Origin of the sequence: Mycobacterium sp. 852013-50091_SCH5140682 (assembly GCF_001665685.1) — a bacterium.
Taxonomy (GTDB): Bacteria; Actinomycetota; Actinomycetes; order Mycobacteriales; family Mycobacteriaceae; genus Mycobacterium.
This window is the reverse complement of record NZ_LZTB01000141.1, coordinates 39,948-64,412: the sequence shown is the minus strand read 5'-3', so window position 1 is coordinate 64,412 and position 24,465 is coordinate 39,948. Positions and strand designations below refer to the sequence as shown.

Sequence of the window (24,465 nt, the reverse complement as noted above, 5' to 3'; positions counted from 1 at the left end):
AGACAGGGGCTGCCGCGGGTCAGCCCGTGGCACCGGCTCGTCCCCCAGCGGCGTGAGGGTGATGCGTTCGGCGGGCCCGGCGTGCGCTGGTGCGGGTGCAGGGCTTGCTCGGGCCGGAGGCGGTTCAGGTGCCGGTGCTCAGCGGTGGGCGCGGGCCCGCCGAACGCATCACCCTCACGCCGCTGGGGGACGAGCCGGTGCCACGGGCTGACCCGCGGCAGCCCTGGCCCGGGCAACTGCCCGAGCCCTCGCCGACGGTCCTGCTCGATGATCCAGTGGAACTCCTTGACGGGCAAGGTGTTCCGGTGCGGGTCACCAGCCGGGGGATGTTCTCCGCGGATCCGGCTCGGTTGGCCGGTGCGGGACGGCGCGACGGCAGCTTGCGGTGGTGGGCCGGGCCGTGGCCGGTCGACGAGCGGTGGTGGGACCCGCAGAGCCGGGGCGCGGGGCGCACCGCACGGGCCCAGGTGCTGCTGGGCGACGAAGAGAACGGCCTGGCGCTGCTGCTGTGCTACCGGCAACGGCGGTGGTACCTGGAGGGAGTTTATGAGTAAGTCGGCAGGCCGAATGTGAACTCGTGTGCGGCTTTTCGGCCAAATATCGGCAACAAGTTCACGTTGGACCAAGCGAATGCGCGAACGGGCCGACCCGGTCGATGAACCTGTCGAAGAACACCGCCGGGTCCACCCGGACGCCGATGAGCGCGTTGGGTTGCCGGCCCCAGTGCCCGCGCCAATCGGCCACCGTCATTCCACGGGTCAAGGTGCCGGTCAGCTCGACGTCGACCGTGGTCTGCCGGTACTGCACCAGCTCGGGATCCAGGGCCACCGCGGCAGCCAGCGGATCGTGCAGATGCGCGAGATACCCGTCGTCGGTGTCGAAGTGGAATTCGAAATAGAACCGCATCGCGTCCTCGAGCACCCGGATCAGCGGATTGACCGCCGCTGAGCGGGTCCCACGTACGTCGAGTTCGCTCATCGGCGCGGTCGGTGACCCCGCCGCCTCGGCCAGCCGGCTCAGCAGCTGCGGCGTCATCGCGATGTTCTCGGTGAGATTGAGCCCCAACACAATCGGCAGGTGTTCCGGCGCCTCGGTGCCCCACGCGGCGGCCCAGCCGCCGAATACCTCGGCCGCCGATTCCGGATCCACGCTGATGTTCCACTCCGAGACCGGGGTGGTATTGCCGCGGTAGTCGAAGGCTCCGCCCATGATCACCAGCCGGCGCAGCAGGCGGGGGAGTCGGGGTTCGGCCCGCATCGCCAGGGCCAGGTTGGTCAGCGGGCCGGTGGCCAGGCCGATCAATTCCCCCGGATGCGCCTTCGCCGCGTCCACCCACGCCTGCGCGGCATCGTGCGCGGTCAGTTGCCGGTCGGTGGCAGGCAGCCGGGCATAGCCCAGCCCCTCGGGCCCATGGGTGTCCTCCGCGGTACGCAACGGGGCGCTTAGCGGCTGCTCGGAGCCCTTGGACACCGGGATGTCGGCTGCCCGGCACAGTTCCAGCAGGCCCAGGTTGTTGACGCAGACCTGTTGCACGCCAATGTTTCCCGCGGTGGAGGCGATGCCGACCAATTCTGCGTCGGGACTGGCCAGCAGATACACCAGGGCCATCGCGTCATCGACTCCGGTATCGACATCGGCGAACACGGGCATTCCTGTCACGCCGCCAACGATAGGGGCTGACCCGCGCCGTCCGCACGCCTAGACTTCGACGTGCAGGTCAATCGAGGAGGCATCGATGTCCGGTCGCGTGGTGCATTTCGAAGTGCCGTTCAGTGACGGCGCACGGGCCAAGGGTTTCTATCGGGAAGTATTCGGCTGGCAGCTCAACGAGTACCCGGAGATGAACTACACCGGGGTCGCGACCGGCCCCGTCTCCGAATCGGGTATGCCCGCTGAACCGGGATACATCGGCGGGGGCATGTTCGAACGCGCACCGGAGTCCCCGCAGGGGCCGGTGATCACCATCGAGGTGCCCAACATCGACGACGCGTTGACGGCGATCCGGTCCAAGGGTGGTGCGCAGCTGGGCGAGAAATTGCCGGTGGGCGAGATGGGGTTTGCCGCGTACTTCACCGACACCGAGGGCAATGTTCTGGGTCTGTGGGAGAACGCGGCCCAGGCGTAGAGCTACCAGTGCACGCCGGGCACCAGTCGAACCGCCCGCTTGACCGGACGGCTCACGGCGCGCGGCACCCGCAGTGACGCGCCGGTGCGGGCCGGGCGCTTCGGCCTGCGCATCGGCGAGCTGCTGACCGGAGCCATCGCGGACGGTGATTCGGGGAGCGCCTCGCCGCGGGCGGCCGCCGAATCGGGGTAGCCCAGGTACAGCTGGTGCAGCACCCGGCGGGACAGCTTCGGCGTCAGGTAATTGCCGAAGTCGGCCAGTGTGCCCAGCGGGGTGTCGATGCGGGCGGGCTTGTCGACCAGCCCGCGGACCACCATCGCCGCGGCGTGCTCGGCCGAGATCGGTGGCACAGGGTTGAGCTTGCGCGACGGCGCGATCATCGGCGTCTTCACCAACGGCATATGGATATTGGTGAAAGTGATGTGATCCGAGAGGGTTTCGGTGCCGACCACTTCCGAGAAGGCATCCAGCGCGGCCTTGCTCGGCAGGTAGGCGCTGTACTTCGGGCTGTTGGCCTGAACACCCGCGCTGGACACGTTGACCACGTGGCCGAACCGGCGCTCACGCCAATGCGGCAGCAGCGCCAGCACCATACGCACTGCGCCGAAGTAGTTGACCGCCATCACCCGTTCGTAGTCGTGCAGCCGGTCGGTCGAATTCACCACGGACCGCCGGATGGACCGGCCGGCATTGTTCACCAGGTAGTCGACATGGCCGAACCGGCCCAGGATGTCCTTCACTGTGTGCTCGACCGACGCCGAATCGGTGACGTCGCACGTGAAGGCGTACGCCTGCCCGCCGGCAGCGCGGATCTCGGAGACCAGATCGTCGAGCGCCTCGCCGTTGCGGGCCAACGCGAACACGCAGCCGCCGCGCTCGGCGACCGCGATGGCCGAGGCGCGCCCGATGCCGCTGGAGGCGCCGGTGATGATCACGTGCTTGCCGACCAGTGGACCGGCCGGATCGTCGCGGCGGGCTCGGTCGGGGTTGAGATGCTGCGCCCAGTACCGCCACAGCTGCGGTGCGTAGGAAGCGAATTCGGGCACGGTGATGCCGGTGCCGCGCAATGCCTCGGTGGTGTGTTCGGAGGTGAAAGTCGGCATCAGGTCGACGACATCGAGCACCTCGCCGGGGATGCCCAGTTGCGTGGCCACCATGTTGCGCACGGCCTTGGCCCGCCCGCTCACCTGCAGCACCGGTGCGGCGGCGGCGCGCGGCAACGATCCGCGCAACGGCGGCAGCCCGGCCGTCTCGGCTACCCCGCGGTAGATACCGCGCAGCCCAATGGTTTTCGGGGCGGTCAGGTGGAATGTCTCACCGTCGCGGCCCTCGGCATGCATGAGATGCACGAGAGCTCGCACGACGTAGTCGACCGGGACGATGTTGGTGCGACCCGAGTCGGGCAGCAGCACCGGGGTGAACCTGGGCAGGGCGGCCAGCCGCGCCAGCACGCCGAAGAAGTAGTACGGACCGTCGACCTTGTCCATCTCGCCGGTGGTGGAGTCGCCGACCACCACCGCGGGCCGGTACACGCGGTAGCGCAATCCGGGTGAGGACCGGACCAGCAGCTCGGCCTCGAACTTGGTCTGGTGATACGGCGTCGGCAGATCCTGGGCGACGTCGAAATCGTCTTCGGTGTACACGCCGGGATAGCTGCCTGCCACCGCGATCGACGACACGTGGTGCAACGTCGCATCGAGCCGGCGGGCCAGTCCGATCACCGCGCGGGTGCCTTCGACGTTGGCCGCCTGCTGCTCGGCCTCGCCGACGGTGATGTCGTAGATCGCCGCGCAGTGCACGACGTGCGAGATCCCGCCGTCGCCGGAGCCCAGGTTGGCGATATCGGCGTCGGTCAGCCCGAGATCGGGCGCCGTCAGGTCGCCGACCAGCGGTTTCGCCCGTTCGCCCCAGTCGCCGGCCAGTTGCTCGAACCGGGCCAGCGACGCGCGCCGGACCAGCACCCACACCTCGGCGTAGGCATCGCGGGCCAAGATCTCGGAGACGACGCGGCGGCCGATAAACCCGGTACCGCCGGTAACGACATAGCGCATGCCAGACATGGTCGCCCTTCACCGGGCAAACGTCAACCGACGGTCTATCGCCCGATTCATGCCCATCAACCCCAACGCCATCGGCGAGAAGACCGACCCCTACGTCTTCGAGTGGACCGACCGCGACACCCTGCTGTACGCCGTCGGCGTCGGCGCAGGCCTCGACGATCTGCAGTTCACCACCGAGAACAGTCACGAAATCGAGCAGCAGGTATTGCCGACCTACGCGATCATCGCGTGCTCGCCCTTCGCGGCGGCCGCCAAGATCGGCACGTTCAACTTCGGGATGCTGCTGCACGGCTCGCAGGAGATCCGGGTGGCAAAACCACTGCCGCCGGCCGGGAAGCTGAAGGTGGTTTCCGAGGTCGCCGACATCCAGGACAAGGGTGAGGGCAAGAACGCCGTGGTGATGTTCAAAGGCATCGGCACCGATCCGGGGACCGACGAGGTGCTCGTGGAAACCCTTACCACCGTGGTGATTCGGGGTGAGGGCGGGTTCGGCGGGCAGCCCGGTCAGCGTCCGGCGGCCCCGGAGATCCCAGAGTCCGAACCGGATGCGCGACTGGCCTTGCCGACCCGCGAGGACCAGGCGCTGATCTACCGGCTGTCCGGCGACCGCAACCCGCTGCACAGCGATCCGTGGTTCGCCAAGAACCTCGCGGGCTTCCCGAAACCGATCCTGCACGGGCTGTGCACCTACGGCGTGGCCGGGCGTGCCCTGATCGCCGAGTTGTGCGGCGGTGACGCGACCAAGCTTCGTGCCGTTACCTCGCGGTTCAGTGCACCGGTGTTTCCCGGGGAGACGCTGACCACGTCGATCTGGCGCACCGCAGCGGGCAAGGCCGTGTTCCGTACCGCTGCGGCCGCACCGGACGGCACCGGCGAGAGGGTGGTACTGGACGACGGCGTCGCCGAGTACGTCGACTGATTGTCCCGCCCTGCGGTCAATTTCGTCGAAGCGGTGGTAAACCCGGCCGCGGGTTGACAGGATCTGTGCGACTGGTCGCACGACGCAGTGCGGGAACGGTGGTGACTGATGAAGTTGGTCGTTGGATATCTCGCCACAGCCGGTGGCGCCGACGCGTTGGCTCTAGCGGTGCGGTTCGCCCGAACCCTCGGCGCCGAGGTCGAGATATGCATCGTCTTACCCCAGGACACCGGCCTGCCCGCACTGGTGCCCAAGGGCGGATACGAAGAGGTGCTCGCCGAGCAGGCCAAGGGCTGGCTCGAGGAGGCGGTCGCCTCGGTACCCGACGACGTTGTCGCCCACAGTCATCTGAGTTTCGACGAGTCGTTCACCGACGGATTGATCCACGAGGCGGTGCGGCTCGACGCCGAGGCCATCGTGGTCGGCGGTTCCGGCGGCGGCTTGGCAGGCAGCTTTTCGCTGGGTTCGGTGGTCAACGAACTGCTGCATTCGTCGCCGGTGCCAGTGGCGGTGGCGCCGCGCGGAACTCGGCAATCGACCATCGAGCGGGTTCGCGAAGTCACCTGTGCGCTCGGCACGCGCAAGGGCGCGGATCGATTGCTGGACACCGCGGTACGGGCCAGCAGGGCCGCGGGCACACCGCTGCGCCTGGTGTCGCTGGTGGCACTCGATCCCACCTTCGGTTCGTTGCGCTCAGACGACGACGCCGTTCGTGAGCACGCGCAGGATCACGCCCGCGAAACTCTGGAAACCGCGAAAGCCAGTCTTCCGGCGGACTTTCCGGTGACCTCGACGGTGGTGAACGGGCCGACGGTGGAAGCCGCGGTGAACAAGCTCGAGTGGCACGACGGCGATGTGCTGATGGTGGGTTCCAGCCGGCTGAGCGCGCCCAAGCGCATTTTCCTCGGCTCCACGGCAGCAAAGATGTTGCGGGTGGTCGATGTTCCGATGGTTGTGGTGCCGCGCGACGATGTGAGTGACGGCGAGGATCAGTGATGCCCGAAACCCCTTCGGAATCCGTGGCACATCACGAACTGGAGGTGGCGGAGGGAGCGGCCGGGCTGGTTTCCAAAGGCCTGGCCGCCGGTAAGGTCGGGACCTTTTCGGGCGCAGTGCTCGGCATCTCGTCGGTGGCCCCCGGCTACACCCTGACCGCCAGCATCGGGCTCATCGTCGCGTCCGTCGCACTGAAGATGCCGGCGATCCTCATCGCCGGGTTCATCCCGATGTTCCTCACCGCGTACGCCTACCGGGAACTGAATTCCGTTGCCCCGGACTGTGGTGCGTCGTTCACGTGGTCGACCAAGGCCTTCGGACCGTACGTCGGGTGGATGTGCGGCTGGGGCATGGTGATGGCCACCATCATCGTGCTGTCCAACCTTGCGGCCATCGCCGTCGAATTCTTCTATCTGTTCATCGCCCGGGTCGCCGGTCAGCCGCAGATCGCCGATCTGGCGCAGAACAAGGTCGTCAACATCGCCACCACGTTGGTGTTCCTGGCCATCGCGACCCTCATCGCTAGCCGCGGCATCACCACCAGTGAGCGGGTGCAGTATGTGCTCGTCGGATTCCAGATGGTGGTGTTGCTGGGCTTCGCGGTGATGGCTTTCATCCACGTGGGTCGCGGTGCGGCGCCTGTCGGGCTGTCGTTCGACCTCGATTGGCTCAACCCGTTCACCGGACTTACCTTCGGCGCCTTCGTGGTTGGCGTCACCGGATCGATCTTCGCGTTCTGGGGCTGGGATACCTGCCTGACGCTGGGTGAGGAGAGCAAGGACCCGACGAAGGTGCCGGGCCGCGCCGGGCTGCTGTGCGTGCTGTCCATCCTGGCCACCTACCTGTTGATCGCGGTCGCGGTGATGATGTACGCCGGCGTCGGTGAAGAGGGCCTCGGGCTCGGCAATCCGGAGAACGAGAGCAATGTCTTCGCCGCGCTCGCCGACCCGGTGCTCGGAAAGTGGCTCGGCCCGTTCCTGTTCCTGGCCGTGCTGGCGTCGTCGGTGGCCAGCCTGCAGACCACGTTCCTGCCTGCCGCCCGCGCGATGCTGGCCATGGGTGCCTACCGGGCGTTCCCGCCACGCTTCGCCGAAGTCAGCCCGCGCTACCTGGTGCCACGCTTCGCCACGGTGACCGCAGGGGTGGTCACAGGTGTCTTCTACACCGTGGTGAGCTTGCTCTCCGAAAGCGCCCTGCTGGATACCATTGCCGCCCTTGGCATCATGATCTGTTGGTACTACGGCATCACGGCGTTCGCATGCGTCTGGTACTTCCGGCGTGAACTGTTCAGCAGTGCCCACAACGTCGTGTTCAAGCTGCTGTTCCCGCTGTCCGGAGGCATCATCCTCGCCGCCGTCTTCGCGTTCTCGATCAAGGAGAGCATGGACCCCGAGAACGGCAGCGGCGCCGCGATCGGTGGCATCGGCCTGGTGTTCTTCATGGGATTCGGCATCCTGTTGCTCGGTGCCGTGCTCATGCTGGTGTGGCGCTCCCGCAATGAGGCATTCTTCCGCGGCGAGACGCTCCGCCACGACAGCCCGTCAATGGCGTAGCGCGACGGAACCTGCTTGCGTCAGGTGGCGTAGGTCCGGTCGATACCCGATTCACCCGAAACATGTGCCAGCTGGAACGGGTCGAGGATGTTCCACGCCGTGACGAAGGCCTGCTGCTTGAGATCGTCGGCCGGGTATTCCACGTTGAGCAGGTCGGCGACCTCGTCGTACCCGTAAAAGGCGAGCGAGCCCGGCTGGGTGGTGATCAGCAACTGGTTGACGATGACCTGGCGGGCCCGTGCGCCTTCCGCGTCGCTCTGCAGGGCGGGGGACAGGTTGGGGATGATCTTGGTGGCAGGCACGACGATGTTGAGCCACGGCACCATCTGGCTGACCCGGTAACCGGCTTCCACGCCTTCTCGGGTGACGGGCTGCAAAGCCTCCGGGGTGATCCCGGTCAGGGTGCTGCTGAGCTGCCGCACCAGATCGGGCTCGTTCGTCGGCTTCGGATCGTCGGCGCGGAACGGATTCGGGCTCCAGGCGGGAGCGGCCGTCGGTGAGGCGGCGTCGGCCTGGACAGCAGCCCGCGACACCGGCGCGTTGACCGAGCTGTCGGGCTTCGGCGTGGCGGGCTTTTGGGGTGCGGCGGCCTGCTTGGGCTCGAACATCTTCTTGAGCCGGTCGACCTGCTTGGCCTCGAAGTCCGGCTTGCTGCCGACCTTTGTCGTCGGCTTCGCGGCGGGCTTGGCCAACGAGTCGGAGATCGACGCGGACACCGTGTGCGCCGTCGTGGTGACCTGAGCGCTGACCTTCGCCACATTGTCGTTGATCTTCGACAGTGCCTTGGCGGGCCCGGCGGGGGTGCGCTTGGGCCCGGCGTTGACCGATGTACTGGTGCCGGCGTCCTTGGCGGCCGAACCGCCGTCGGTCGCGTCGGCGTTGGCGGTGCCCTGGCCGGCAGCGGCGATCGCCGCACCCACACCCATGGCTACTGCCACACCACCGATATAACCGATGTACTTCGTTGACGCCATTGCCGTCCTTCGCAGTCGATCCCCAGCCCACGGGCATCGTAGGGGGTTCACAGCACTTTGGCAGCTTGATCGGTCAGTTCAGCGGTGGCGGGCGCCTCGGTCACACCCAGGTTCCGCCGTCGACCCGCAGCGTTGTACCGGTGACGTAGGACGCGCGGTCGCTGAGCAACCAGGCGGCGGCTTGCGCGATCTCGTCGGGCCGCGCCGCGCGCCGCAGTGGGGTGTCCGCGACCAGTCGTTCGACCACGCCGGGACTCGCGTCCTCCCACTGCTGGATCATTTCCGTCATGGTCGGCCCGGGTGCGATCGCATTGATCCGGATACCCTGCGGCCCATAGCTCACGGCGGCAGACTCGGTAAGGCTGTTGACCGCGCGCTTCATCGCCCCGTAGGCCGGCAGGTCGGGATTGCTGTGCAGGCTCCCGACGCTGGAATTGTTCACGATTGCACCGGTTTTGGCGGTCGCGCCAATCGCAGTCACCTCCGCGGACAGCGCCAGCCACAGGCCTTTGAGGTTGACCGTGTAGACGTGATCGAAATCGTCCTCGGACACCTCGTGCAGTGGTCCCGGCGGCTGGATCGTCGCGCCGTTGTTGAAGGCGACGTCGAGACGCCCCCACAGCTCTACGACCCGCTGCACCGCGGTCCGCACACTGGATCCGTCGGCCAGATCACAGACCACGTAATCGGCAGTGCCGCCCGCGGATCTGATGTCTTCGGTGACCGCCTTGAGCTCGCTCTCGGTCCGCGCCGTGAGGACGACGGTGGCGCCCTCTAAGGCGAACAGGCGGGCGGCCGCGGCGCCGATACCGCGACCCGCGCCGGTGATGAATGCGATCTTGCCTTCCAGCAGGCCGGTTTTCGTCGGAGAAGTCATGACAGCGAGCCTGCGGGTGCGCGCTGGTCTTATCCAGGTATCACCGGTACCTGGCTACGGTCCGCGGTCCCACGGAGAATGGCAGCGTGGACAAGCGAGAGCTCGGCGCGTTCCTGCGCAGCAGGCGCGAGCGAATCCGGCCATCGGACGTCGGTCTGCCCGCCGGGCAACGGCGTCGCACCCCGGGTCTGCGACGCGACGAGGTCGCGCATCTGGCGTTCATCTCGACCGACTACTACACGCGTCTGGAACAGGCCAGGGCCCCGCACCCGTCAGGTGACGTGCTGTCCGGTCTGGTTCGCGCACTTCGCCTTTCCGGTGCCGAGCGGGCGTATCTCTACCTGCTGGCCGGCGTCGAACTCGAGCGGCCACCCGGCCCGCCGCGGGAGGTTCGCCCGAGCATCCTCAACTTGATCCAGCGGCTGCCGCAAGCCGCTGCCATCGTGCTGTCGGCGACCTATGAGGTGCTCGCCTGGAACGACCTGGCGTGCGCGCTGATGGAGGACTTTTCGGCGTTGTCCCGCCGGGACCGCAACCTGCTGCGGCGGGCGTTTCTCGGGTCGCATCCGGCGGACGGGAGGCGCCTGTACGGCGTGTCCGACGCCGACGAGTTCTCCGACACTGCCGCGCTGCACCTGCGCGCCACTGCCGCACGCTATCCCGACGATCCGGAGACGAGCGAGCTGATCGCCGAACTACGTTCCGGCAGTGCTGAATTCGCGCGGTTGTGGAATGCGCACGACATCGTGTCCCGCCCGACCCTGTGCAAGACGTTCGCCCATCCGGTGGTCGGCCCGGTCGCGGTCAACTGCGATTCGCTCGACATCGCCGACCGCGATCAACGCGTCGTGATCTACACGCCGGAACCGGGCTCGCCGTCGGAGGAAGCGATGCGGCTGCTGGCGGTTCTGGGCACCCAGCGGATGGACGTACCCGGCTGAGCAGTCACGGATTGATGGTGTGCTCGCCGATCTGGCGGCCCCAGACGTACTCCGATGTCAACGGTTGGCCGAGCTCGAAGTGGTTGTACGGCGCCAGCGATATGCCGGTGTCCATCACCAGGTACGGCGCGGGCCACAGGTCCCGGGTGATCGGTTGCCAGCAGCCGGGCCGTCCCTCGGGGCCGCCCTTGGCGTTCACGCGGGGCAGGTTGTCGGGATACACGTAGGGATTGCCGACACCGACGATGAAGGTGTGCGTACGTACCGAGTATCCGTTGCCGCTGAACGCCTCGGCCATCTTGGGTGCGGCATCATGAAAGCCGCGGATGGTGCACAGCAGCTCCGGACTGTACTTGTCCAGCAGCCCCGACGTCGGGAGTAGATCTTGGGCGCCGCGGACCAGGTAGGGGCCGCCGCGCTCGAAGATGTCACCACCGGTGTTGCCGAAGCCGACCGCGGCGACGAGGGCCTGGTCGAGGTTCCCGCGTTGATCGTTGAGGGTGCGCGCGGTAGTGACGGCGTTGCTCAGCCCGTCCCAGAGATCCGGTGAGGCGTTGGCGTACACCTCGCTGAGATCGGCCAGGGCGGTGATGTCGTGGCGGATCTGGGGCATGCGGGAGTTGAGATCGGCCAGGATGGTGTTGCCGTTGACGATCGACTGGCCGTACTTGCCGCCGAGGCCGTCGAGGGCCTGGGCGGTGGCGGTGAGGGTTTCGTTGAGCTTGATCGGGTCGACCTGCTCGGAGATCTTCGTGATGGTCTCGAACAGTGTGTTGAACTCTGTTGTCACACCCTGGGCCTGAATCGGGATGTGGGGCGAAACGCGTTGCCGCGAGGGGTTTTCCGGTGACATGAACGATATGTATTTGTTGCCGAACACCGTGGTGGCCCGCAATTCGGCGTGCACATTCTCCGGTATGAGATGCAGGTATTTCGGATCGACGTTGAGCCGTAATCTCGCTTCGGGGTTGTCCCCGACGTCCACCACGTCGACCGTGGCCAGCCTGCCGATCGGCACGCCGTTGTAGGTGACCTTCGAACCCGGGTCCATCGACAACCCGGCCCGGCCCGACAGCACGGTCAGTTGCAGCTTGGGTTGGAAGCCCCCGCGGAACTGCGTCCAGATCAGGCTGATGCCGACGGCGATGACGATCGCGGTCACCAGACCCATCCGCTTGTACGGGGGTGTGGGAGGCCGTGCCACCATCTATGGATGCTGACACGAGCAAATACTCGCATTCAATTCGCGTTCCGATGACCTGCCCGCCACCGCCACCACGGCGAACGCCGCGTCAGCAACGCTCACGCGATATGGTCGCGCGCATTCTCGATGCGGCGCAGCGCGTGCTGATCGAGCAGGGGTACGAAGGCGCCTCCACCAACCGGATCGCCGGCGTGGCCGGCATCAGCCCCGGATCGCTGTATCAGTACTTTCCCAACAAAGATGCCGTCGTTGCCGCGGTGATCAGCAGGTTCAGCGACCAGATGGCAGCTCAGGTGGCAGACAGCGTGTCAGCTCACCTCGACCAGCCGGCTCCGACGTACGTCAGGGTGTCCATCGCAGCGTTGCTCGACGCACTTGACGTGCACCCGGAGTTCCTGCGGGCCATCGTCGAGCACACCCCGCGCCTGGGGGTGGCCAGCAAGCTCGTCGCATTCGAGCAGCGCATCAGCGATCTGACGATGGCGTATCTGACCTTGAACCGCCGCCACTTGCGCAGCGACACGACCCATTCCACCGCCACCTGGATGCTGGTGCGGCTCGTCGAGCACCTCTGCATCCGGTACGTCATCGACCAACCCGCGATCGCTCGTGAAGAGTTCCTCGACGAGATCACCGTGCTGGTGTTGAACTACCTGCGCCCCTATCCGTCCGAGGCCTGACGCGCCCTGCTCGCGTTCGGGTCGTGTTCACCGGCCGGTCGAGCCGTCGATCAGTTCGCGGATGATGTCCGCATGACCCGCGTGGCGTCCGGTCTCCTCGATCATGTGGGTGAGGGCCCACCGGAGGCTGGGGGCGGCGCGGCCTGGGACGGGCGCAGTGAGATCGCCGCAGCCGTCGAGCATTTGGTTGGCGTCAGCGACCGCCGCCCGATAGCGGGCGACGACGTCGGCGACGTTGTCCGCCTCCGGCGCGTGAAACGTCGTCTGCCAGTCGGCGACGTCCTCGCCGAGGAAGATCCAGCGTTCGACGTGCGTCAGATGCTGCAGGAGGCCGAGCAGATTGGTGCCCGACGGCACGGCGGCCGTTCGCACGGCCGGTTCGGGCGTCCCGTCCACCTTGGCCGCGATCGAGGTGCGTAGGTAATCGAGAAAGCCCCGCAGAGTCGTCGTCTCGTCAGACCCGGTCTTCGGTGGCGGGGTGTCGTGAGGCATACGCCAAGTCTGGCCGGGCTCACACCATCTGGCACGCGGACTTGCTGTTCGGGCAAGACCGATGAGTTTCGCCGGGGTGGCGCGTCTATATCGACAAATCCGACAACCGAGGAGACCCTCATGACCGCCACGTACACCTTCGACGTCTTTTCCAGCCTTGACGGTTACGGCGGGGTCAGTGGCGGGGATTGGGGCGGTTACTGGGGGAAGCAAGGTGCTGAACTGCTCGATCACCGCCTCGCGCTCTACGCCGAAGATCAGCGGATGGTGTTCGGGGCCAACACTTATCGGACGTTCACCGAGCTGCTGAGCTCGGGCACCGATGAGTCGGTTGGCGACCCCTGGGTGACCCGCATGCGCAACCTGCCCGCGACGGTCGTCTCGAGCACGCTGCCCGGGCCGCTGGACTGGCCGGATGCGACCGTCGTGAGCGGTGACGCCGTCGACGTCGTCGCCCGGCTCAAGGAGGAGTCCGACGTGCCGCTGCGCTCGCACGGCAGCCTGTCGATGAACCGGGCGCTGATGGTCGCGGGCCTGGTCGACCGTATTCAGGTGACGATCTTCCCGGTCATCACGGGTCAGACCGGCGACGATCCGATCTTTGCCGGTGCTGCTGATTTCGACCTCGAGCTGATCGAGAGCCGCACGCTTGACGGGCGCATCCAAGAACTCACCTACCGGCCCTCCCTGCATCTTGTGATGTCCTGAGAGATCACAGGGCTGGCACGACGGACCGCCGAGGTTGAGCGGGTGCTTACGGGCAAACCGCGTCGGTCCGGGCGTTTCTCGGGCCTACAGCCGAACCAGTGAGAACGGATAGGTCAACGTCCCACTCGGTGCGCCGTCGCAGCCCGCCGCGAATGAGGACTGCAGAGTGCCGGTCAGGGTCTGCGCATCCCACGAGTACACGTCTCGGGTCGCGACGACCGGACCGTAGTAGACGTTGCCGCAGCGCAGCCCGTCTGGCACATCTACGGTCAGTGTGTAACGGCCGTCGGCCAGGGTGGCGTTTCCGCGGTACTCGAACGCCTTCGCGATGGGCATCGGTATCGCGTTGATCTGTACGCAGTCATGGGCTTCCGGAACGCAGTACGAGACTGCCCATGTCCAAGTGTGGAAGTCGTACCGGTCGGGAATGAGCAACTGGTAGTTGGCATAGAAGGGGGTGGCGTGCGCGACGGGTGACAGCCAGCCGACCGCGGTCATCAGACTGGCGAGGGCGACGATGGGCTTCGGAATCGGCATATGTTGTCTCCGAGTCAGTTTCGGCGGTCACGTCACATGTGCGAACCGCCGTCGACACGGACCTCTGTGCCGGTGATGAAATACGCATCGTTGCTGCCGAGCAGGGCGACCACACCGGCGACTGCGTCAGGAGTCGCGAAGATTGCGCCACCGTCAATGGGCAGCATCGGGGCGACCTTGCCGAACAGGGCGTAGTCGGCGTCATCGGGTAGACCTGGGCCGACGCTTTGTCGCGACTCGCCGGAACCGTCGGTCATCCCCGATGAGATCGACCCTGGCTGAACGGAATTGAACCGGATTCCGGCCTTGGAGAACTCCGATGCCCACGCGTGTGTCATCGCCAGCACCCCGCCCTTCGAAGCTGCGTAGGCAGCCATGTAGGGGTGTGCGAACTGCGCGGAGGTGGAACTGAAATTCACCACGGCCGGCGCGTTGCCCTCATGCAGCGGGCCGATTGTTTCACGGGTCACCAGGAAGGTGCCGACGAGGTTGACCCGGACCACCTGTTCGAAATCATCAAGGGTGGTTGCCGCCAGGTGCGCTGAGCGCAGGATCCCGGCGGCGTTGACCAGGGTGTCGAGGCCACCCAGGGCCTCGACGGCGCGGCTGACACCGGCGCGCACGGATTCCTCGTCGCCCACGTCCATGACCACGGTGGTCAACCTCTGCCCGCATTCCCCGGTCTTGGAAACGGTGTCACTGAGTCCCTCTGCGCTGATGTCGGCTGCCACGACCCGACCGCCTTCGGCCAGGATGCGCAGCACGCACGCCTGGCCGATGCCAGAGCCGCCGCCGGTGATCAACACCCGGCGGTTGGCGAAGCGTGACGGGGCGATCGTCGATGCAGGCACTGCAGTGGGCACGGTTGTGACTCCTGTTCGATTGGGCCGGCTCGTCGTCGGATACGGCAGCGACTACCTACGGTGCGGCTCGGACGGACGCCTGGCGGTGATGGCTCCCATTGGGTGGGAGGTTGTGTATTCGCGATCACTGATGGCTGCGAAGGTTTGGGGCGTCCCCACCAAGTTCGGCACGTTGCCGAGATGCCTGTAGGCGGATCGTGATGGAGTATTCGGTGACACATGGTGAATAAGGCCGCGGACCGCTGGTCCACCGGATTGCCCGTGCTGAGCGCTGGCACGTCGGGAATGTTGCAGGCCGTCGGTGGTCTGTTCAAGATGTCCGCCGACGCAATCAAGTTCGTGTTCCGCCGACCGTTTCAGGGCAAGGAGTTCTTGGAGCAGTCGTGGTTCGTCGCACGCGTCTCCCTGTTGCCCACACTGCTGGTGGCCATTCCGTTCACCGTGCTGGTGAGCTTCACCCTCAACATTTTGCTGCGCGAGCTCGGCGCGGCCGATTTGTCGGGTGCCGGCGCGGCCTTCGGGGCGGTTACCCAGGTCGGGCCGATGGTGACGGTGCTGATCGTGGCAGGCGCCGGTGCTACCGCAATGTGCGCCGACCTGGGTTCACGGACCATCCGTGACGAGATCGACGCGCTCGAGGTGCTGGGGATCAATCCGGTCCAACGGCTCGTTGCGCCGCGCGTGTTGGCCTCCGGGCTGGTGGCTCTGCTTCTCAACAGTCTGGTCGTCATCATCGGCATCCTGGGTGGCTACGCCTTCTCGGTGTTCATCCAAGGGGTCAACCCTGGCGCCTTCGCTGCCGGGATCACCCTGCTGACCGGCGTGCCGGAAGTCATCATCTCCTGTGTCAAGGCAGCGCTGTTCGGGCTCATCGCCGGGCTGGTTGCCTGCTATCGAGGGCTGACGATCAGCGGCGGCGGAGCCAAGGCGGTCGGCAACGCGGTCAACGAAACCGTCGTCTACGCGTTCATGGCGCTGTTCGTGGTCAACGTGGTGGTCACCGCGATCGGTATCCGGATGACGGCGCACTGAGGCCGGGAGGATTCGCGATGGCAATACGCGTGCTCTACCCGCGGGTTTCACGGGAACTCAACAGGCCGATCGAGGCCGCGAGTCGTCTGGGCGACCACACACTGTTCTACGGCAGGGCCTTGGCCGGAATGCCCCACGCCGCGGTGCACTACCGCCGCGAGATCGTCCGGCTGGTCGCCGAGATCAGCATGGGCGCAGGCACACTGGCGATGATCGGCGGCACGGTCGTCATCGTCGGCTTTCTGACCTTGGCTGCCGGCGGAACCCTGGCAGTCCAGGGATACAGCTCTCTGGGCAACATCGGCATCGAAGCCCTGACAGGATTCCTCGCCGCCTTCATAAACGTGCGGATATCAGCTCCGGTCGTCGCCGGTATCGGGTTGGCTGCCACCTTCGGTGCCGGCGTCACCGCTCAGCTGGGAGCCATGAGGATCAGCGAGGAGATCGATGCACTCGAGACCATGGGCATCCGGCCGGTCGAGTACCTGGTCAGCACCCGCATCGTCGCGGGCATGGTCGCCATCGCGCCCCTGTACTCCATCGCGGTGATCTTGTCGTTCGTCGCCAGCAAACTCACCACCGTCGTGATGTTCGGCCAGTCCGCGGGTCTGTACAACCATTACTTCTCGACATTCCTCAACCCGATCGACCTCCTGTGGTCTTTCCTTCAAGCCATCCTCATGGCGCTGGCAGTCCTTCTGGTTCATACGTACTTCGGATATTTCGCGGCGGGAGGGCCGTCGGGTGTCGGGGTGGCGGTGGGCAACGCGGTGCGTACCTCACTCATCGTGGTGATCTCGGTGACTTTGCTGGTGTCACTGTCGATCTATGGGTCCAACGGCAACTTCAACCTGTCGGGTTAGGAGCGCGCCGAGTCGATGAAGAGAAATCCGAATGTGGTGCGCCCGTTGGCCGGGTTGGCTACCGCAGCCACCGTCGTGGCGATTGTGGCTGTCGCGGTGGGGCTGTTCCGGGGCAGCTTCACCAGGACTGTGCCGGTGACCGTGCTCTCGTCGCGGGCTGGCTTGGTGATGAACCCTCAGGCCAAGGTGAAATTGCATGGCGCACAGGTGGGCTCGGTCGAGTCCATCGAGTCGCTACCCGACGGCCAGGCGGCAATCCATCTGGCGATCGACCCGGCACGGATAGACCTGGTCCCGGCCAACACCGGTGTCGATATAGCGTCCTCGACGGTGTTCGGCTCGAAGTTCGTCGAGTTCGTTCCCCCGAAAGATCCGGCGACACAATCGCTACAAGCCGGGCAGGTGCTTTCGGCCGACCACGTCACCGTGGAGATCAACACCGTCTTCGAGCAGCTGTCATCGGTGCTGTCGAAGATCGAACCAGACAAACTCAACGAGACCCTCGGCGCACTGTCATCGGCTCTCGATGGGCGAGGCGGGCAGATGGGCCAGACGCTTTCCGATCTCGATGAATTCCTGACCAAGATCGACCCGAGCCTGCCCGCGATGGAGCATGAGCTTGCAGTGGCGCCGCAGGTGACGAGTGCCTACGCCGATGTCACACCGGATCTACTCGCGACCGCCACTGCCGCGACCACCTCCAGCCAGATGCTTGTGGACGAACAACGCAGCCTCGACGCGGTGCTGCTAAGCGTGATCGGCCTATCCGATGTAGGCAATGACGTGGTTGGCACCAACCGCCAGGCGATCACCGATGTGATGCACCTGCTTGCCCCGACGACCGATCTGACCAATCAGTACCACGAGGCACTTACCTGCGGGCTTGGTGGAGCCGCGCAGCTTGCCAAGGCGCCCGGCAGCCCGGTTCCCGGCGGCCTGCTGCTGCAAACCGTCGTTCTCGGCCAGGAGCGGTACCGATATCCCGCGAACCTTCCGAAGGTGGCGGCGACAGGTGGTCCCCAATGCACAGACCTGCCGAAGGTGCCGTTCCAGAAGCATCCACCGTTCGTCGTCACAGATGTCAACGCCAATCCGGCGCAATACGGTAACCAAGGCATCCTGCTCAACTCCGACGGTCTCAAGCAGATGCTGTACGGACCCGTGGACGGCCCGCCCCGCAACTCCGCACAGATCGGACAACCGGGATGACGAGCCTGGGAAGAACCGCCGTCAAATTCGGTGTCTTCGGGGTGGTGATGACGCTGCTGACGGCGGCGCTGTTCGCAATCTTCGGGCAGTACCGATCCGGTTCAAGCAACAGCTATTCCGCAGTGTTCGCCGACGCCTCCAGTCTCAAATCTGGAGACTCGGTGCGGGTGGCCGGAATCCGCATCGGCACCGTCAAGGATGTGGCCCTGCAATCCGACAACACGGTCGTCGTGACCTTCGACGCCGACAACTCCGTCCGGCTCACGGAAGGGACACAGGCGGCGGTTCGCTACCTCAACCTGGTCGGTGATCGTTATCTGGAGCTCGTCAATCGGCCCGGTGCAGCGAGGATTCAGCCCCCGGGGTCGAGGATCGGCGTGGACAGGACTGAACCAGCTCTCGACCTCGACTTGCTACTCGGCGGTCTGAAACCTGTCATTCGTGGATTGAATCCTCAGGACGTCAACGCGCTGACCGGCTCCCTGATCCAGATCTTGCAAGGCCAAAGCGGTGATGTGGAATCGCTTTTCGCGAGGACCTCGTCGTTCACCAATGCTGTCGCCGACAACGGACAAACCGTCTCACAGCTGATCGCCAACCTCAACGACACCCTGGCCACCGTCGCGAAAGATGGCGACAAATTCTCCGGCGCGGTGGACCGCCTGGAGAATCTGGTCACAGGCCTTGCCGCCGATCGGGATCCGATCGGAAACGCGATCACCGCGCTGGACAAGGGGACAGCGTCGCTCGCCGACCTGCTGACTCAATCCCGCCCGCCGCTGTCCGGCACCGTCGATCAATTGAGCCGACTGGCTCCGCTGCTGTCGAACGACAACGACCTGGCCCGGCTCGACCTGACCCTGCAGAAGACTCCCGCCAACTATCGCAAGCTGGTTCGGCTCGGTTCCTACGGCAGCTGGCTGAACCTTTACATCTGCGGCGTGTCGGTGCGGGTGACCGACCTGCAGGGACGGACCGCTCATTTCCCCTGGGTCATTCAGAACACCGGAAGGTGCGCAGAACCCTGATGCACAAATATCGTGGAAAACAGCTCGTCCGTACCGGTTTCCTCGGCCTGGTGCTGATCATCCTGATCATCGTCGCCGGCTTGCAACCCCAGCAGCTGTGGTCGATGGCGACGTCGGTCAGGTATCACGCCGTGTTCGCCGAGGCCGGCGGATTGTCGGCGGGCAACGACGTCAAGGTCTCGGGTGTGAACGTCGGCACCGTCTCCAGCGTCGAACTCGAAAATGGCTGTGCACTGGTCACGTTCGCGGTCGACGGTAAGGTCCGCCTAGGATCCGAGACGACCGCGCAGATCCGGACCGGGACCCTGCTCGGCCAGCGGATCCTCACACTGCAACCGCGCGGCAGTGGCAGCCTCGGTGCCTCGGGCGTGATCCCGCTGACCCGCACCGCGTCGCCGTATTCGCTGACCGACGCGGTGTCAGACTTCACCTCGAACACCGCGGGCACCGACACCTCGGCCATCAATCAGTCGCTCGACACCTTGTCGGACACCATCGACCGGATAGCCCCCCAATTGGCGCCGACTTTCGACGGTGTCACCCGACTTTCCAAGTCGCTCAACAATCGTGACGAATCGCTGTCCGGGCTCCTCAAGAGTGCCGCCGATGTCACGGGGATCCTGTCCGAGCGCGGCCAGCAGGTCAATCGGCTCCTGCTCAACGCCAACGATCTGCTCGGTGTCCTGCAGCAGCGTCGGTATGCGATCGTCAACCTGCTGGCCAGTACGTCGGCAGTGGCCCAGCAGCTGTCCGGCCTGGTCGCCGACAACGAGAAGAATCTCGCCCCGACCTTGGAGAAGCTCAACAAGGTCCTGGAGATGCTCGAACGCAATCGTGACAACCTCACGAAATCGCTTGCCGGACTGGCGAAGTATCAGCTCACCCAAGGTGAGGCTGTGAACAATGGCTTCTACTACTACGGGTTCGCCTCCAATTTGCTGCCCGGATCCGCGATTCAGCCATTCCTGGATTACGCATTGGGGTTCCGTCGTGGTGTCAACGCTGGGCAGCCACCTGACAACGCCGGACCGCGCGCGGAGTTCCCGTTCCCCTACAACGGTATTCCCGGAGGAGGGCGATGATAGCCGAACGTAGACATACGCCACGGTTGGCCAAGGTGCTGTTCGCTGCCTTGATGGCCTTGATCGTGGCGGGCTCGGGTTGGCTGCTGTACCAGAAGCTGTTCAGCCCCAAGACGATCGTCGCCTACTTCAGTTCGGCGACGGCGATCTATCCGGGTGACGATGTCCGGGTCGTGGGCGTCAAGGTCGGCACCATCGACGCGATCGAGCCGCAGGGCACTCGGGCCAAAGCCACTCTGAGTGTTGACCGCAACGTGCCGATCCCGGCCGATGCCAAGGCGATCATCGTGGCCCAGAACCTGGTCTCGGCACGCTACGTCCAGCTGACCCCGGCCTACGGTTCGAGCCCCGCTGCGAGCGGCCCGATGATGGCCGACCACGCGGAGATCGGGCTGGATCGTACGGCGGTGCCTGTCGAGTGGGACGAAGTCAAAGCGCAGCTGACTCGCTTGGCGACCGAGCTCGGACCCGCCAACGGCGTGTCGGATACGTCGCTCGGCCGCTTCATCGATACGGCCGCCAACGCCATGGACGGAAACGGTGAGAAACTGCACGAGACGATTACCCAGTTGTCCACCGTAGGCCGGGTTCTCGGCGAGGGTAGCGCGAACATCGTCGACGTCATCAAGAACCTGCAAACATTCGTTACCGCGCTGCGCGACAGCAATGTTCAGATCGTGCAGTTCCAAGATCGACTGGCCGACGTGACCAGTACGGTCGACGCGAGCCGATCCGATCTCGATGCCGCCATCAACAATCTGTCCGGCGCTGTCGGCGATGTGCAGCGGTTCATCGCCGGGTCACACGATCAGACCGCGCAGCAGATCCAGCGGCTGGCGAACGTCACCCAGGTCCTGACGGACAACGCCATGGTGGTCAAAAACGTGCTGCATGCGGCACCAAATGCACTCGTCAACGGCTACAACATCTACAACCCGGACACCGGAGGCCCACGAGGGTCGTTCGCCATGAACAACTTCGCCAATCCGGTCGCGCTCCTCTGTTCGGCCATCGGAGCCGTCGAGAACGCCACTGCAGAGCAGTCGGCCAAGGCCTGCGCCCAATATCTGGGCCCCGCATTGCGTCTGATGAATTTCAATTACCTGCCGATGCCGTTCAACGCCTACCTGGGACCCGCCCCTCAGAACGTTGTCTATTCCCAACCGGGACTCGTCCCCGGGGGCGGCGGCACAGGTGACAACCCAGCCGCTATACCTCCCGCGGTATCCGCATACACCGGTGCAGGTGACGTTGCGCCGCCCGCCGGTTGGACAGATCCCGCACATCCGCCCGGCGCGTACACACCTGACGGTCTGCCGGCAGATCCACAGCCTGCACTGTTCCCCGGCGCCCCGATTCCCCCCGTACCCGGCGTGATGCTCCCGCCGCCCACGCGGAAGCCATCGAGCTTGCCGGAGATGTTGTTGCCTGCAGAGGCCGCTGCCGTGCCGCCACCACCAGGAGGGACGCCATGAAGACACGACGCAGGTCGGCGCGCGGACTGTTCGCAACGGCTTGCTGCAGCGCCGTGGCCCTCTCAGGCTGCACATTTGACGGTGTGAACTCACTGCCATTGCCCGGCACCGTCGGTAGCGATGGCGATGCTGTGACGTATCACGTCCAGATACCGAATGTGGGTACGTTGGAGTCGAATTCGCCGGTCATGGTCAGCGATGTGGTTGTTGGCACGGTGCGCAGGATGAAGGTCGACGACTGGAACGCCGATGTGGATGTATCGGTCGAACCAGATGTCGTCGTGCCTGCGAACGCGGTGGCCACCGTGGGACAGACAAGCCTGTTGGGCTCGATGCACCTGGCGTTGGATCCCCCAGTCGGCCAACCTCCAACAGGACGCTTGCAGCCCGGCTCGACCATCCCGCTGAATCGCTCCTCGACCTACCCGTCGACCGAGCAGACGCTGTCGTCGCTGTCGACCGTGGTCAACGGTGGCGGACTCACCCAAATCGGCGACATAATCCACAACTTCAACGCCGCGCTCGACGGTCGGTCTGACCAGATCCGCGACTTGCTCACCCGAATGAACAGCGTGGTGACGATTCTGGACAACCAGCGCGAGAACATCGTCGCGACGATCAGCGCACTGAACCGATTTGCCGGCACCATTGCCGCACAACGCGATGTCGTTACCAAAGCGCTAGACCGAATCCCTGCTGCCCTACAGATCCTGATCGAGCAACGACCCCAGATCACCACCGCATTGGAGAAGCTCGGCAGTCTCAGTGCCACCGCCGATCGTCTGATCAACGACTCGCAGGCTGACCTCGTCCGCAACTTGAAAAATCTCGAACCCACCGTGCGCGCATTGGCAGATGTCGGACCCGATCTCGTGACGGCGCTGTCGTACCTTCCGACCTACCCATATACGCAGGAATTCATCGACCGGGGCATACGTGGCGACTACATGAACCAGTTCATCGTTTTCGACTTCACGATCCCCAGACTCAAGAGTGGAATCCTGCTCGGGACCAGATGGGGCGAGCCAGGCGCATCGCTTGTCCCCGCACCGGGAGATCCGTGGTACTCGTCGTACACGCTGGATCCGCTCAAAGCGCCCGTTACCCCGGTCCCCACTGAACTTGCCCCGATCCCGCCGCTGGTCGACGTGCCGGGGGCTCACGGCGCAGGCAATCCGCCCGCACCGACCGAGCGCGCAACCCCCGACGCCCCACCGGCACCGTCGGGCGACGACCAGCCGGCGAACGCTCCCGCGGGGCAGGGAGGCGGAAACTGATGCTCACCCGCTTCGTCCGCACTCAGCTGGTCGTCTTTTCGATCGCTTCGATCATCGGGCTCACGATGATGGTGCTCGTCTACCTGCAGGTTCCCGTGCTCGTCGGAATCGGCCGCATGACAGTCACATTGGAGCTGCCGTCGACTGGAGGCCTGTACCAGTTCGCCAATGTCACTTATCGCGGGATCGAGGTCGGCAAGGTCACAGACGTTGCACCCACCCGACACGGCGCCGTCGTCACCATGTCGCTACAGAAGACGCCGAAGATCCCGGCAGACTTGCAGGCCGACGTGCGCAGTATCTCTGCCGTCGGCGAACAGTACGTGGATCTGCGGCCCCGTACCGATACCGGGCCGTACCTGCAAGATGGTTCGGTCATCGCCGAAAGCAACGCATCCATCCCACCTGCGGTCGGCCCGATGCTGGATCAGATGAGTGCGCTGGTGGACAGTATCCCCTCAGGCAAACTTGGTGACCTGCTCGGCGAATCGTTCAAGGCACTCAACGGAACCGGCCATGACCTGGCCGCGTTGTTCGACGCATCGGCTCGGCTGAGCGCCGACGCCAACCACACCGCGGATCAGACGCGCACACTTGTCGACGACAGTCGACCGTTGCTCGACGGTCAGGCTGCCAGCGTCGACGCGATACGTACCTGGGCGCAGGGCCTGGCCGGGATCAGTCAGCAAGTGGCTGCGGACGACACCGCCGTGCGTACCATCCTGCGGACCGGCTCTGGGGCCGCCGACCAAGCCACGCAGTTGCTCAACCAGGTCAAGCCCACCTTGCCGGTGCTGTTGGCCAACCTGACCACGATCGGCCAGATCGGCGTGACCTACCATCCGTCGATCGAACAGTTGCTCGTGCTCTTGCCGCCATATCTGGCCGCAACCCAGTCCTACGGATCTTCCCTGAACAATCCAACGGGTATGGCGTTGTCGGAATTCAGTCTCACGCTGGGCGACCCACCGGCGTGTACGGTTGGCTTCTTGCCGCCGTCGTCATGGCGGTCACCGGCGGACTTGACCGACGTTGACACCCCGGACGGGTTGTACTGCAAGTTGCCGCAGGACTCACCGATCGGGGTTCGCGGGGCGCGTAACTTCCCGTGCATGGACCATCCGGGGAAGCGCGCCCCTTCCGTTGAAATCTGCGACAGCGACAAGCCTTACGAGCCGCTGGCCATGCGGCAGCACGTCACGGGCCCGTACCCAATCGACCCGAATCTGATTGCCCAGGGTGTACCGCCTGATGACCGGGTCAATTTCGGCGACCAGATCTTCGGGCCGACGGAGGGTACGCCGCCACCGACTTCCATGCCGGCCGATGGGGCAGTGCCGTTGCCCCCGGTCGGACCCATCGTGCCCCAGGCGCCTGCCGGCGGCGCTTTGCCTGCTGCGCCCAGCGCATTTGCCCCGGGCGTCGCGGGCCCCTCCGTGGCCTTCGCGACGTACGACCCGAAGACGGGTCAATATGCGACCCCGGACGGGAAGGTTTACAGCCAGGCCGATTTGGCGACACCGGCTGCGGGGACTTGGGAAGACTTACTTCCCAAGTGACTCGAGTGGCT

Annotated in this window: 23 protein-coding genes and 1 pseudogene; 16 read left to right on the top strand and 8 right to left on the bottom strand. The window is 65.4% G+C overall.

Annotation, left to right across the window (positions count from 1 at the left end; genetic code table 11):
- Positions 1-71 precede the first annotated feature (71 nt).
- A pseudogene (locus A5784_RS37010) lies at positions 72-554 on the top strand (DNA polymerase Y family protein); the annotation flags it as partial.
- A gap of 58 nt (positions 555-612) precedes the next feature.
- On the opposite strand, the gene A5784_RS37005 reads toward A5784_RS37010, so the two are convergent.
- Positions 613-1,650, bottom strand: coding sequence for a nucleoside hydrolase (locus A5784_RS37005; RefSeq protein WP_064949820.1), 1,038 nt, complete (start codon positions 1,648-1,650; stop codon positions 613-615).
- 85 nt (positions 1,651-1,735) lie between these two features.
- Between A5784_RS37005 and A5784_RS37000 the strand changes: the two genes are divergently transcribed.
- Positions 1,736-2,125: a VOC family protein gene (locus A5784_RS37000; protein WP_064949819.1), complete on the top strand. Its 390-nt coding sequence runs from the start codon at positions 1,736-1,738 to the stop codon at positions 2,123-2,125.
- A gap of 2 nt (positions 2,126-2,127) precedes the next feature.
- Here the strand turns inward: A5784_RS37000 and A5784_RS36995 are convergent, their stop codons facing one another.
- Positions 2,128-4,176: an SDR family oxidoreductase gene (locus A5784_RS36995; protein WP_156750978.1), complete on the bottom strand. Its 2,049-nt coding sequence runs from the start codon at positions 4,174-4,176 to the stop codon at positions 2,128-2,130.
- Positions 4,177-4,234: 58 nt separating this feature from the next.
- Here A5784_RS36995 and A5784_RS36990 point away from each other — a divergent pair, with 58 nt between their 5' ends.
- The 3 genes from A5784_RS36990 (at position 4,235) to A5784_RS36980 (ending at position 7,653) form a co-directional block, all read left to right on the top strand.
- Complete coding sequence (locus A5784_RS36990) at positions 4,235-5,104, top strand: MaoC/PaaZ C-terminal domain-containing protein (RefSeq protein ID WP_064949834.1); 870 nt, start codon at positions 4,235-4,237, stop codon at positions 5,102-5,104.
- Between the two features lie 108 nt (positions 5,105-5,212).
- Positions 5,213-6,100, top strand: a complete 888-nt coding sequence (locus A5784_RS36985; protein ID WP_064949817.1) for a universal stress protein — start codon at positions 5,213-5,215, stop codon at positions 6,098-6,100.
- Positions 6,100-7,653 (top strand): APC family permease, encoded by a 1,554-nt coding sequence (locus A5784_RS36980; protein ID WP_082945307.1) that lies wholly within the window; start codon positions 6,100-6,102, stop codon positions 7,651-7,653. Before A5784_RS36985 ends, A5784_RS36980 begins: the two co-directional genes overlap by 1 nt.
- 20 nt (positions 7,654-7,673) lie before the next feature.
- Here the strand turns inward: A5784_RS36980 and A5784_RS36975 are convergent, their stop codons facing one another.
- A complete protein-coding gene (locus A5784_RS36975) occupies positions 7,674-8,627 on the bottom strand; it encodes a hypothetical protein (protein ID WP_064949816.1) in 954 nt (317 codons plus the stop codon).
- Positions 8,628-8,727: 100 nt separating this feature from the next.
- The gene (locus A5784_RS36970; RefSeq protein ID WP_064949815.1) at positions 8,728-9,504 is read right to left on the bottom strand and encodes an SDR family NAD(P)-dependent oxidoreductase; all 777 of its coding nucleotides are present in this window, start codon (positions 9,502-9,504) and stop codon (positions 8,728-8,730) included.
- A gap of 86 nt (positions 9,505-9,590) precedes the next feature.
- Here A5784_RS36970 and A5784_RS36965 point away from each other — a divergent pair, with 86 nt between their 5' ends.
- On the top strand, positions 9,591-10,445 hold the full coding sequence (locus A5784_RS36965; protein WP_064949814.1) for a helix-turn-helix transcriptional regulator: 855 nt from the start codon (positions 9,591-9,593) through the stop codon (positions 10,443-10,445).
- Positions 10,446-10,449: 4 nt separating this feature from the next.
- Here A5784_RS36965 and A5784_RS36960 read toward each other — a convergent pair whose 3' ends face one another.
- Positions 10,450-11,652: an MCE family protein gene (locus A5784_RS36960; protein WP_064949813.1), complete on the bottom strand. Its 1,203-nt coding sequence runs from the start codon at positions 11,650-11,652 to the stop codon at positions 10,450-10,452.
- A 104-nt stretch (positions 11,653-11,756) separates the two neighbouring features.
- On the opposite strand from A5784_RS36960, the gene A5784_RS36955 reads away from it, so the two are divergent.
- A complete protein-coding gene (locus A5784_RS36955) occupies positions 11,757-12,329 on the top strand; it encodes a TetR/AcrR family transcriptional regulator (RefSeq protein WP_064949812.1) in 573 nt (190 codons plus the stop codon).
- Positions 12,330-12,356: 27 nt separating this feature from the next.
- On the opposite strand, the gene A5784_RS36950 is transcribed toward A5784_RS36955, so the two are convergent.
- A complete protein-coding gene (locus tag A5784_RS36950; RefSeq protein WP_064949811.1) occupies positions 12,357-12,821 on the bottom strand; it encodes a DinB family protein in 465 nt (154 codons plus the stop codon).
- A 120-nt stretch (positions 12,822-12,941) separates the two neighbouring features.
- Between A5784_RS36950 and A5784_RS36945 the strand changes: the two genes are divergently transcribed.
- Complete coding sequence (locus A5784_RS36945; RefSeq protein ID WP_082945306.1) at positions 12,942-13,529, top strand: dihydrofolate reductase family protein; 588 nt, start codon at positions 12,942-12,944, stop codon at positions 13,527-13,529.
- An 84-nt stretch (positions 13,530-13,613) separates the two neighbouring features.
- Here A5784_RS36945 and A5784_RS36940 read toward each other — a convergent pair whose 3' ends face one another.
- The gene (locus A5784_RS36940) at positions 13,614-14,027 is read right to left on the bottom strand and encodes a hypothetical protein (protein ID WP_156750981.1); all 414 of its coding nucleotides are present in this window, start codon (positions 14,025-14,027) and stop codon (positions 13,614-13,616) included.
- Positions 14,028-14,098: 71 nt separating this feature from the next.
- Positions 14,099-14,929, bottom strand: a complete 831-nt coding sequence (locus A5784_RS36935; RefSeq protein WP_502687567.1) for an SDR family NAD(P)-dependent oxidoreductase — start codon at positions 14,927-14,929, stop codon at positions 14,099-14,101.
- Between the two features lie 219 nt (positions 14,930-15,148).
- On the opposite strand from A5784_RS36935, the gene A5784_RS36930 reads away from it, so the two are divergent.
- Genes A5784_RS36930 through A5784_RS36895 form a run of 8 tightly spaced genes read left to right on the top strand, consistent with a single transcriptional unit; the run spans position 15,149 to position 24,454 of the window.
- A complete protein-coding gene (locus tag A5784_RS36930) occupies positions 15,149-15,961 on the top strand; it encodes an MlaE family ABC transporter permease (RefSeq protein WP_064949809.1) in 813 nt (270 codons plus the stop codon).
- Between the two features lie 17 nt (positions 15,962-15,978).
- Positions 15,979-16,824, top strand: coding sequence for an MlaE family ABC transporter permease (locus A5784_RS36925; RefSeq protein WP_064949808.1), 846 nt, complete (start codon positions 15,979-15,981; stop codon positions 16,822-16,824).
- Between the two features lie 15 nt (positions 16,825-16,839).
- The gene (locus tag A5784_RS36920; RefSeq protein ID WP_064949807.1) at positions 16,840-18,033 is read left to right on the top strand and encodes an MCE family protein; all 1,194 of its coding nucleotides are present in this window, start codon (positions 16,840-16,842) and stop codon (positions 18,031-18,033) included.
- Positions 18,030-19,061 (top strand): MCE family protein, encoded by a 1,032-nt coding sequence (locus tag A5784_RS36915; RefSeq protein WP_064949806.1) that lies wholly within the window; start codon positions 18,030-18,032, stop codon positions 19,059-19,061. The genes A5784_RS36920 and A5784_RS36915 overlap by 4 nt, the downstream gene beginning before the upstream one ends.
- Positions 19,061-20,143, top strand: a complete 1,083-nt coding sequence (locus A5784_RS36910; RefSeq protein ID WP_064949805.1) for an MCE family protein — start codon at positions 19,061-19,063, stop codon at positions 20,141-20,143. Before A5784_RS36915 ends, A5784_RS36910 begins: the two co-directional genes overlap by 1 nt.
- A complete protein-coding gene (locus A5784_RS36905; protein ID WP_064949804.1) occupies positions 20,140-21,618 on the top strand; it encodes an MCE family protein in 1,479 nt (492 codons plus the stop codon). Before A5784_RS36910 ends, A5784_RS36905 begins: the two co-directional genes overlap by 4 nt.
- Positions 21,615-22,895 (top strand): MCE family protein, encoded by a 1,281-nt coding sequence (locus tag A5784_RS36900; protein WP_082945305.1) that lies wholly within the window; start codon positions 21,615-21,617, stop codon positions 22,893-22,895. Before A5784_RS36905 ends, A5784_RS36900 begins: the two co-directional genes overlap by 4 nt.
- Positions 22,895-24,454 (top strand): MCE family protein, encoded by a 1,560-nt coding sequence (locus tag A5784_RS36895; protein ID WP_064949803.1) that lies wholly within the window; start codon positions 22,895-22,897, stop codon positions 24,452-24,454. The genes A5784_RS36900 and A5784_RS36895 overlap by 1 nt, the downstream gene beginning before the upstream one ends.
- Positions 24,455-24,465: the final 11 nt, after the last annotated feature.

Excerpts from the sequence above, each read along its gene's own strand:
- A5784_RS37005 (WP_064949820.1), bottom strand. The coding sequence starts at position 1,650 with ATGCCCGTGTTCGCCGATGTCGATACCGGAGTCGATGACGCGATGGCC.
- A5784_RS37000 (WP_064949819.1), top strand. The coding sequence starts at position 1,736 with ATGTCCGGTCGCGTGGTGCATTTCGAAGTGCCGTTCAGTGACGGCGCA.
- A5784_RS36995 (WP_156750978.1), bottom strand. The coding sequence starts at position 4,176 with ATGCGCTATGTCGTTACCGGCGGTACCGGGTTTATCGGCCGCCGCGTC.
- A5784_RS36990 (WP_064949834.1), top strand. The coding sequence starts at position 4,235 with ATGCCCATCAACCCCAACGCCATCGGCGAGAAGACCGACCCCTACGTC.
- A5784_RS36985 (WP_064949817.1), top strand. The coding sequence starts at position 5,213 with ATGAAGTTGGTCGTTGGATATCTCGCCACAGCCGGTGGCGCCGACGCG.
- A5784_RS36980 (WP_082945307.1), top strand. The coding sequence starts at position 6,100 with ATGCCCGAAACCCCTTCGGAATCCGTGGCACATCACGAACTGGAGGTG.
- A5784_RS36975 (WP_064949816.1), bottom strand. The coding sequence starts at position 8,627 with ATGGCGTCAACGAAGTACATCGGTTATATCGGTGGTGTGGCAGTAGCC.
- A5784_RS36970 (WP_064949815.1), bottom strand. The coding sequence starts at position 9,504 with ATGACTTCTCCGACGAAAACCGGCCTGCTGGAAGGCAAGATCGCATTC.
- A5784_RS36960 (WP_064949813.1), bottom strand. The coding sequence starts at position 11,652 with ATGGTGGCACGGCCTCCCACACCCCCGTACAAGCGGATGGGTCTGGTG.
- A5784_RS36955 (WP_064949812.1), top strand. The coding sequence starts at position 11,757 with ATGGTCGCGCGCATTCTCGATGCGGCGCAGCGCGTGCTGATCGAGCAG.
- A5784_RS36950 (WP_064949811.1), bottom strand. The coding sequence starts at position 12,821 with ATGCCTCACGACACCCCGCCACCGAAGACCGGGTCTGACGAGACGACG.
- A5784_RS36945 (WP_082945306.1), top strand. The coding sequence starts at position 12,942 with ATGACCGCCACGTACACCTTCGACGTCTTTTCCAGCCTTGACGGTTAC.
- A5784_RS36940 (WP_156750981.1), bottom strand. The coding sequence starts at position 14,027 with ATGACCGCGGTCGGCTGGCTGTCACCCGTCGCGCACGCCACCCCCTTC.
- A5784_RS36930 (WP_064949809.1), top strand. The coding sequence starts at position 15,149 with ATGGTGAATAAGGCCGCGGACCGCTGGTCCACCGGATTGCCCGTGCTG.
- A5784_RS36925 (WP_064949808.1), top strand. The coding sequence starts at position 15,979 with ATGGCAATACGCGTGCTCTACCCGCGGGTTTCACGGGAACTCAACAGG.
- A5784_RS36920 (WP_064949807.1), top strand. The coding sequence starts at position 16,840 with ATGAAGAGAAATCCGAATGTGGTGCGCCCGTTGGCCGGGTTGGCTACC.
- A5784_RS36915 (WP_064949806.1), top strand. The coding sequence starts at position 18,030 with ATGACGAGCCTGGGAAGAACCGCCGTCAAATTCGGTGTCTTCGGGGTG.
- A5784_RS36910 (WP_064949805.1), top strand. The coding sequence starts at position 19,061 with ATGCACAAATATCGTGGAAAACAGCTCGTCCGTACCGGTTTCCTCGGC.
- A5784_RS36905 (WP_064949804.1), top strand. The coding sequence starts at position 20,140 with ATGATAGCCGAACGTAGACATACGCCACGGTTGGCCAAGGTGCTGTTC.
- A5784_RS36900 (WP_082945305.1), top strand. The coding sequence starts at position 21,615 with ATGAAGACACGACGCAGGTCGGCGCGCGGACTGTTCGCAACGGCTTGC.
- A5784_RS36895 (WP_064949803.1), top strand. The coding sequence starts at position 22,895 with ATGCTCACCCGCTTCGTCCGCACTCAGCTGGTCGTCTTTTCGATCGCT.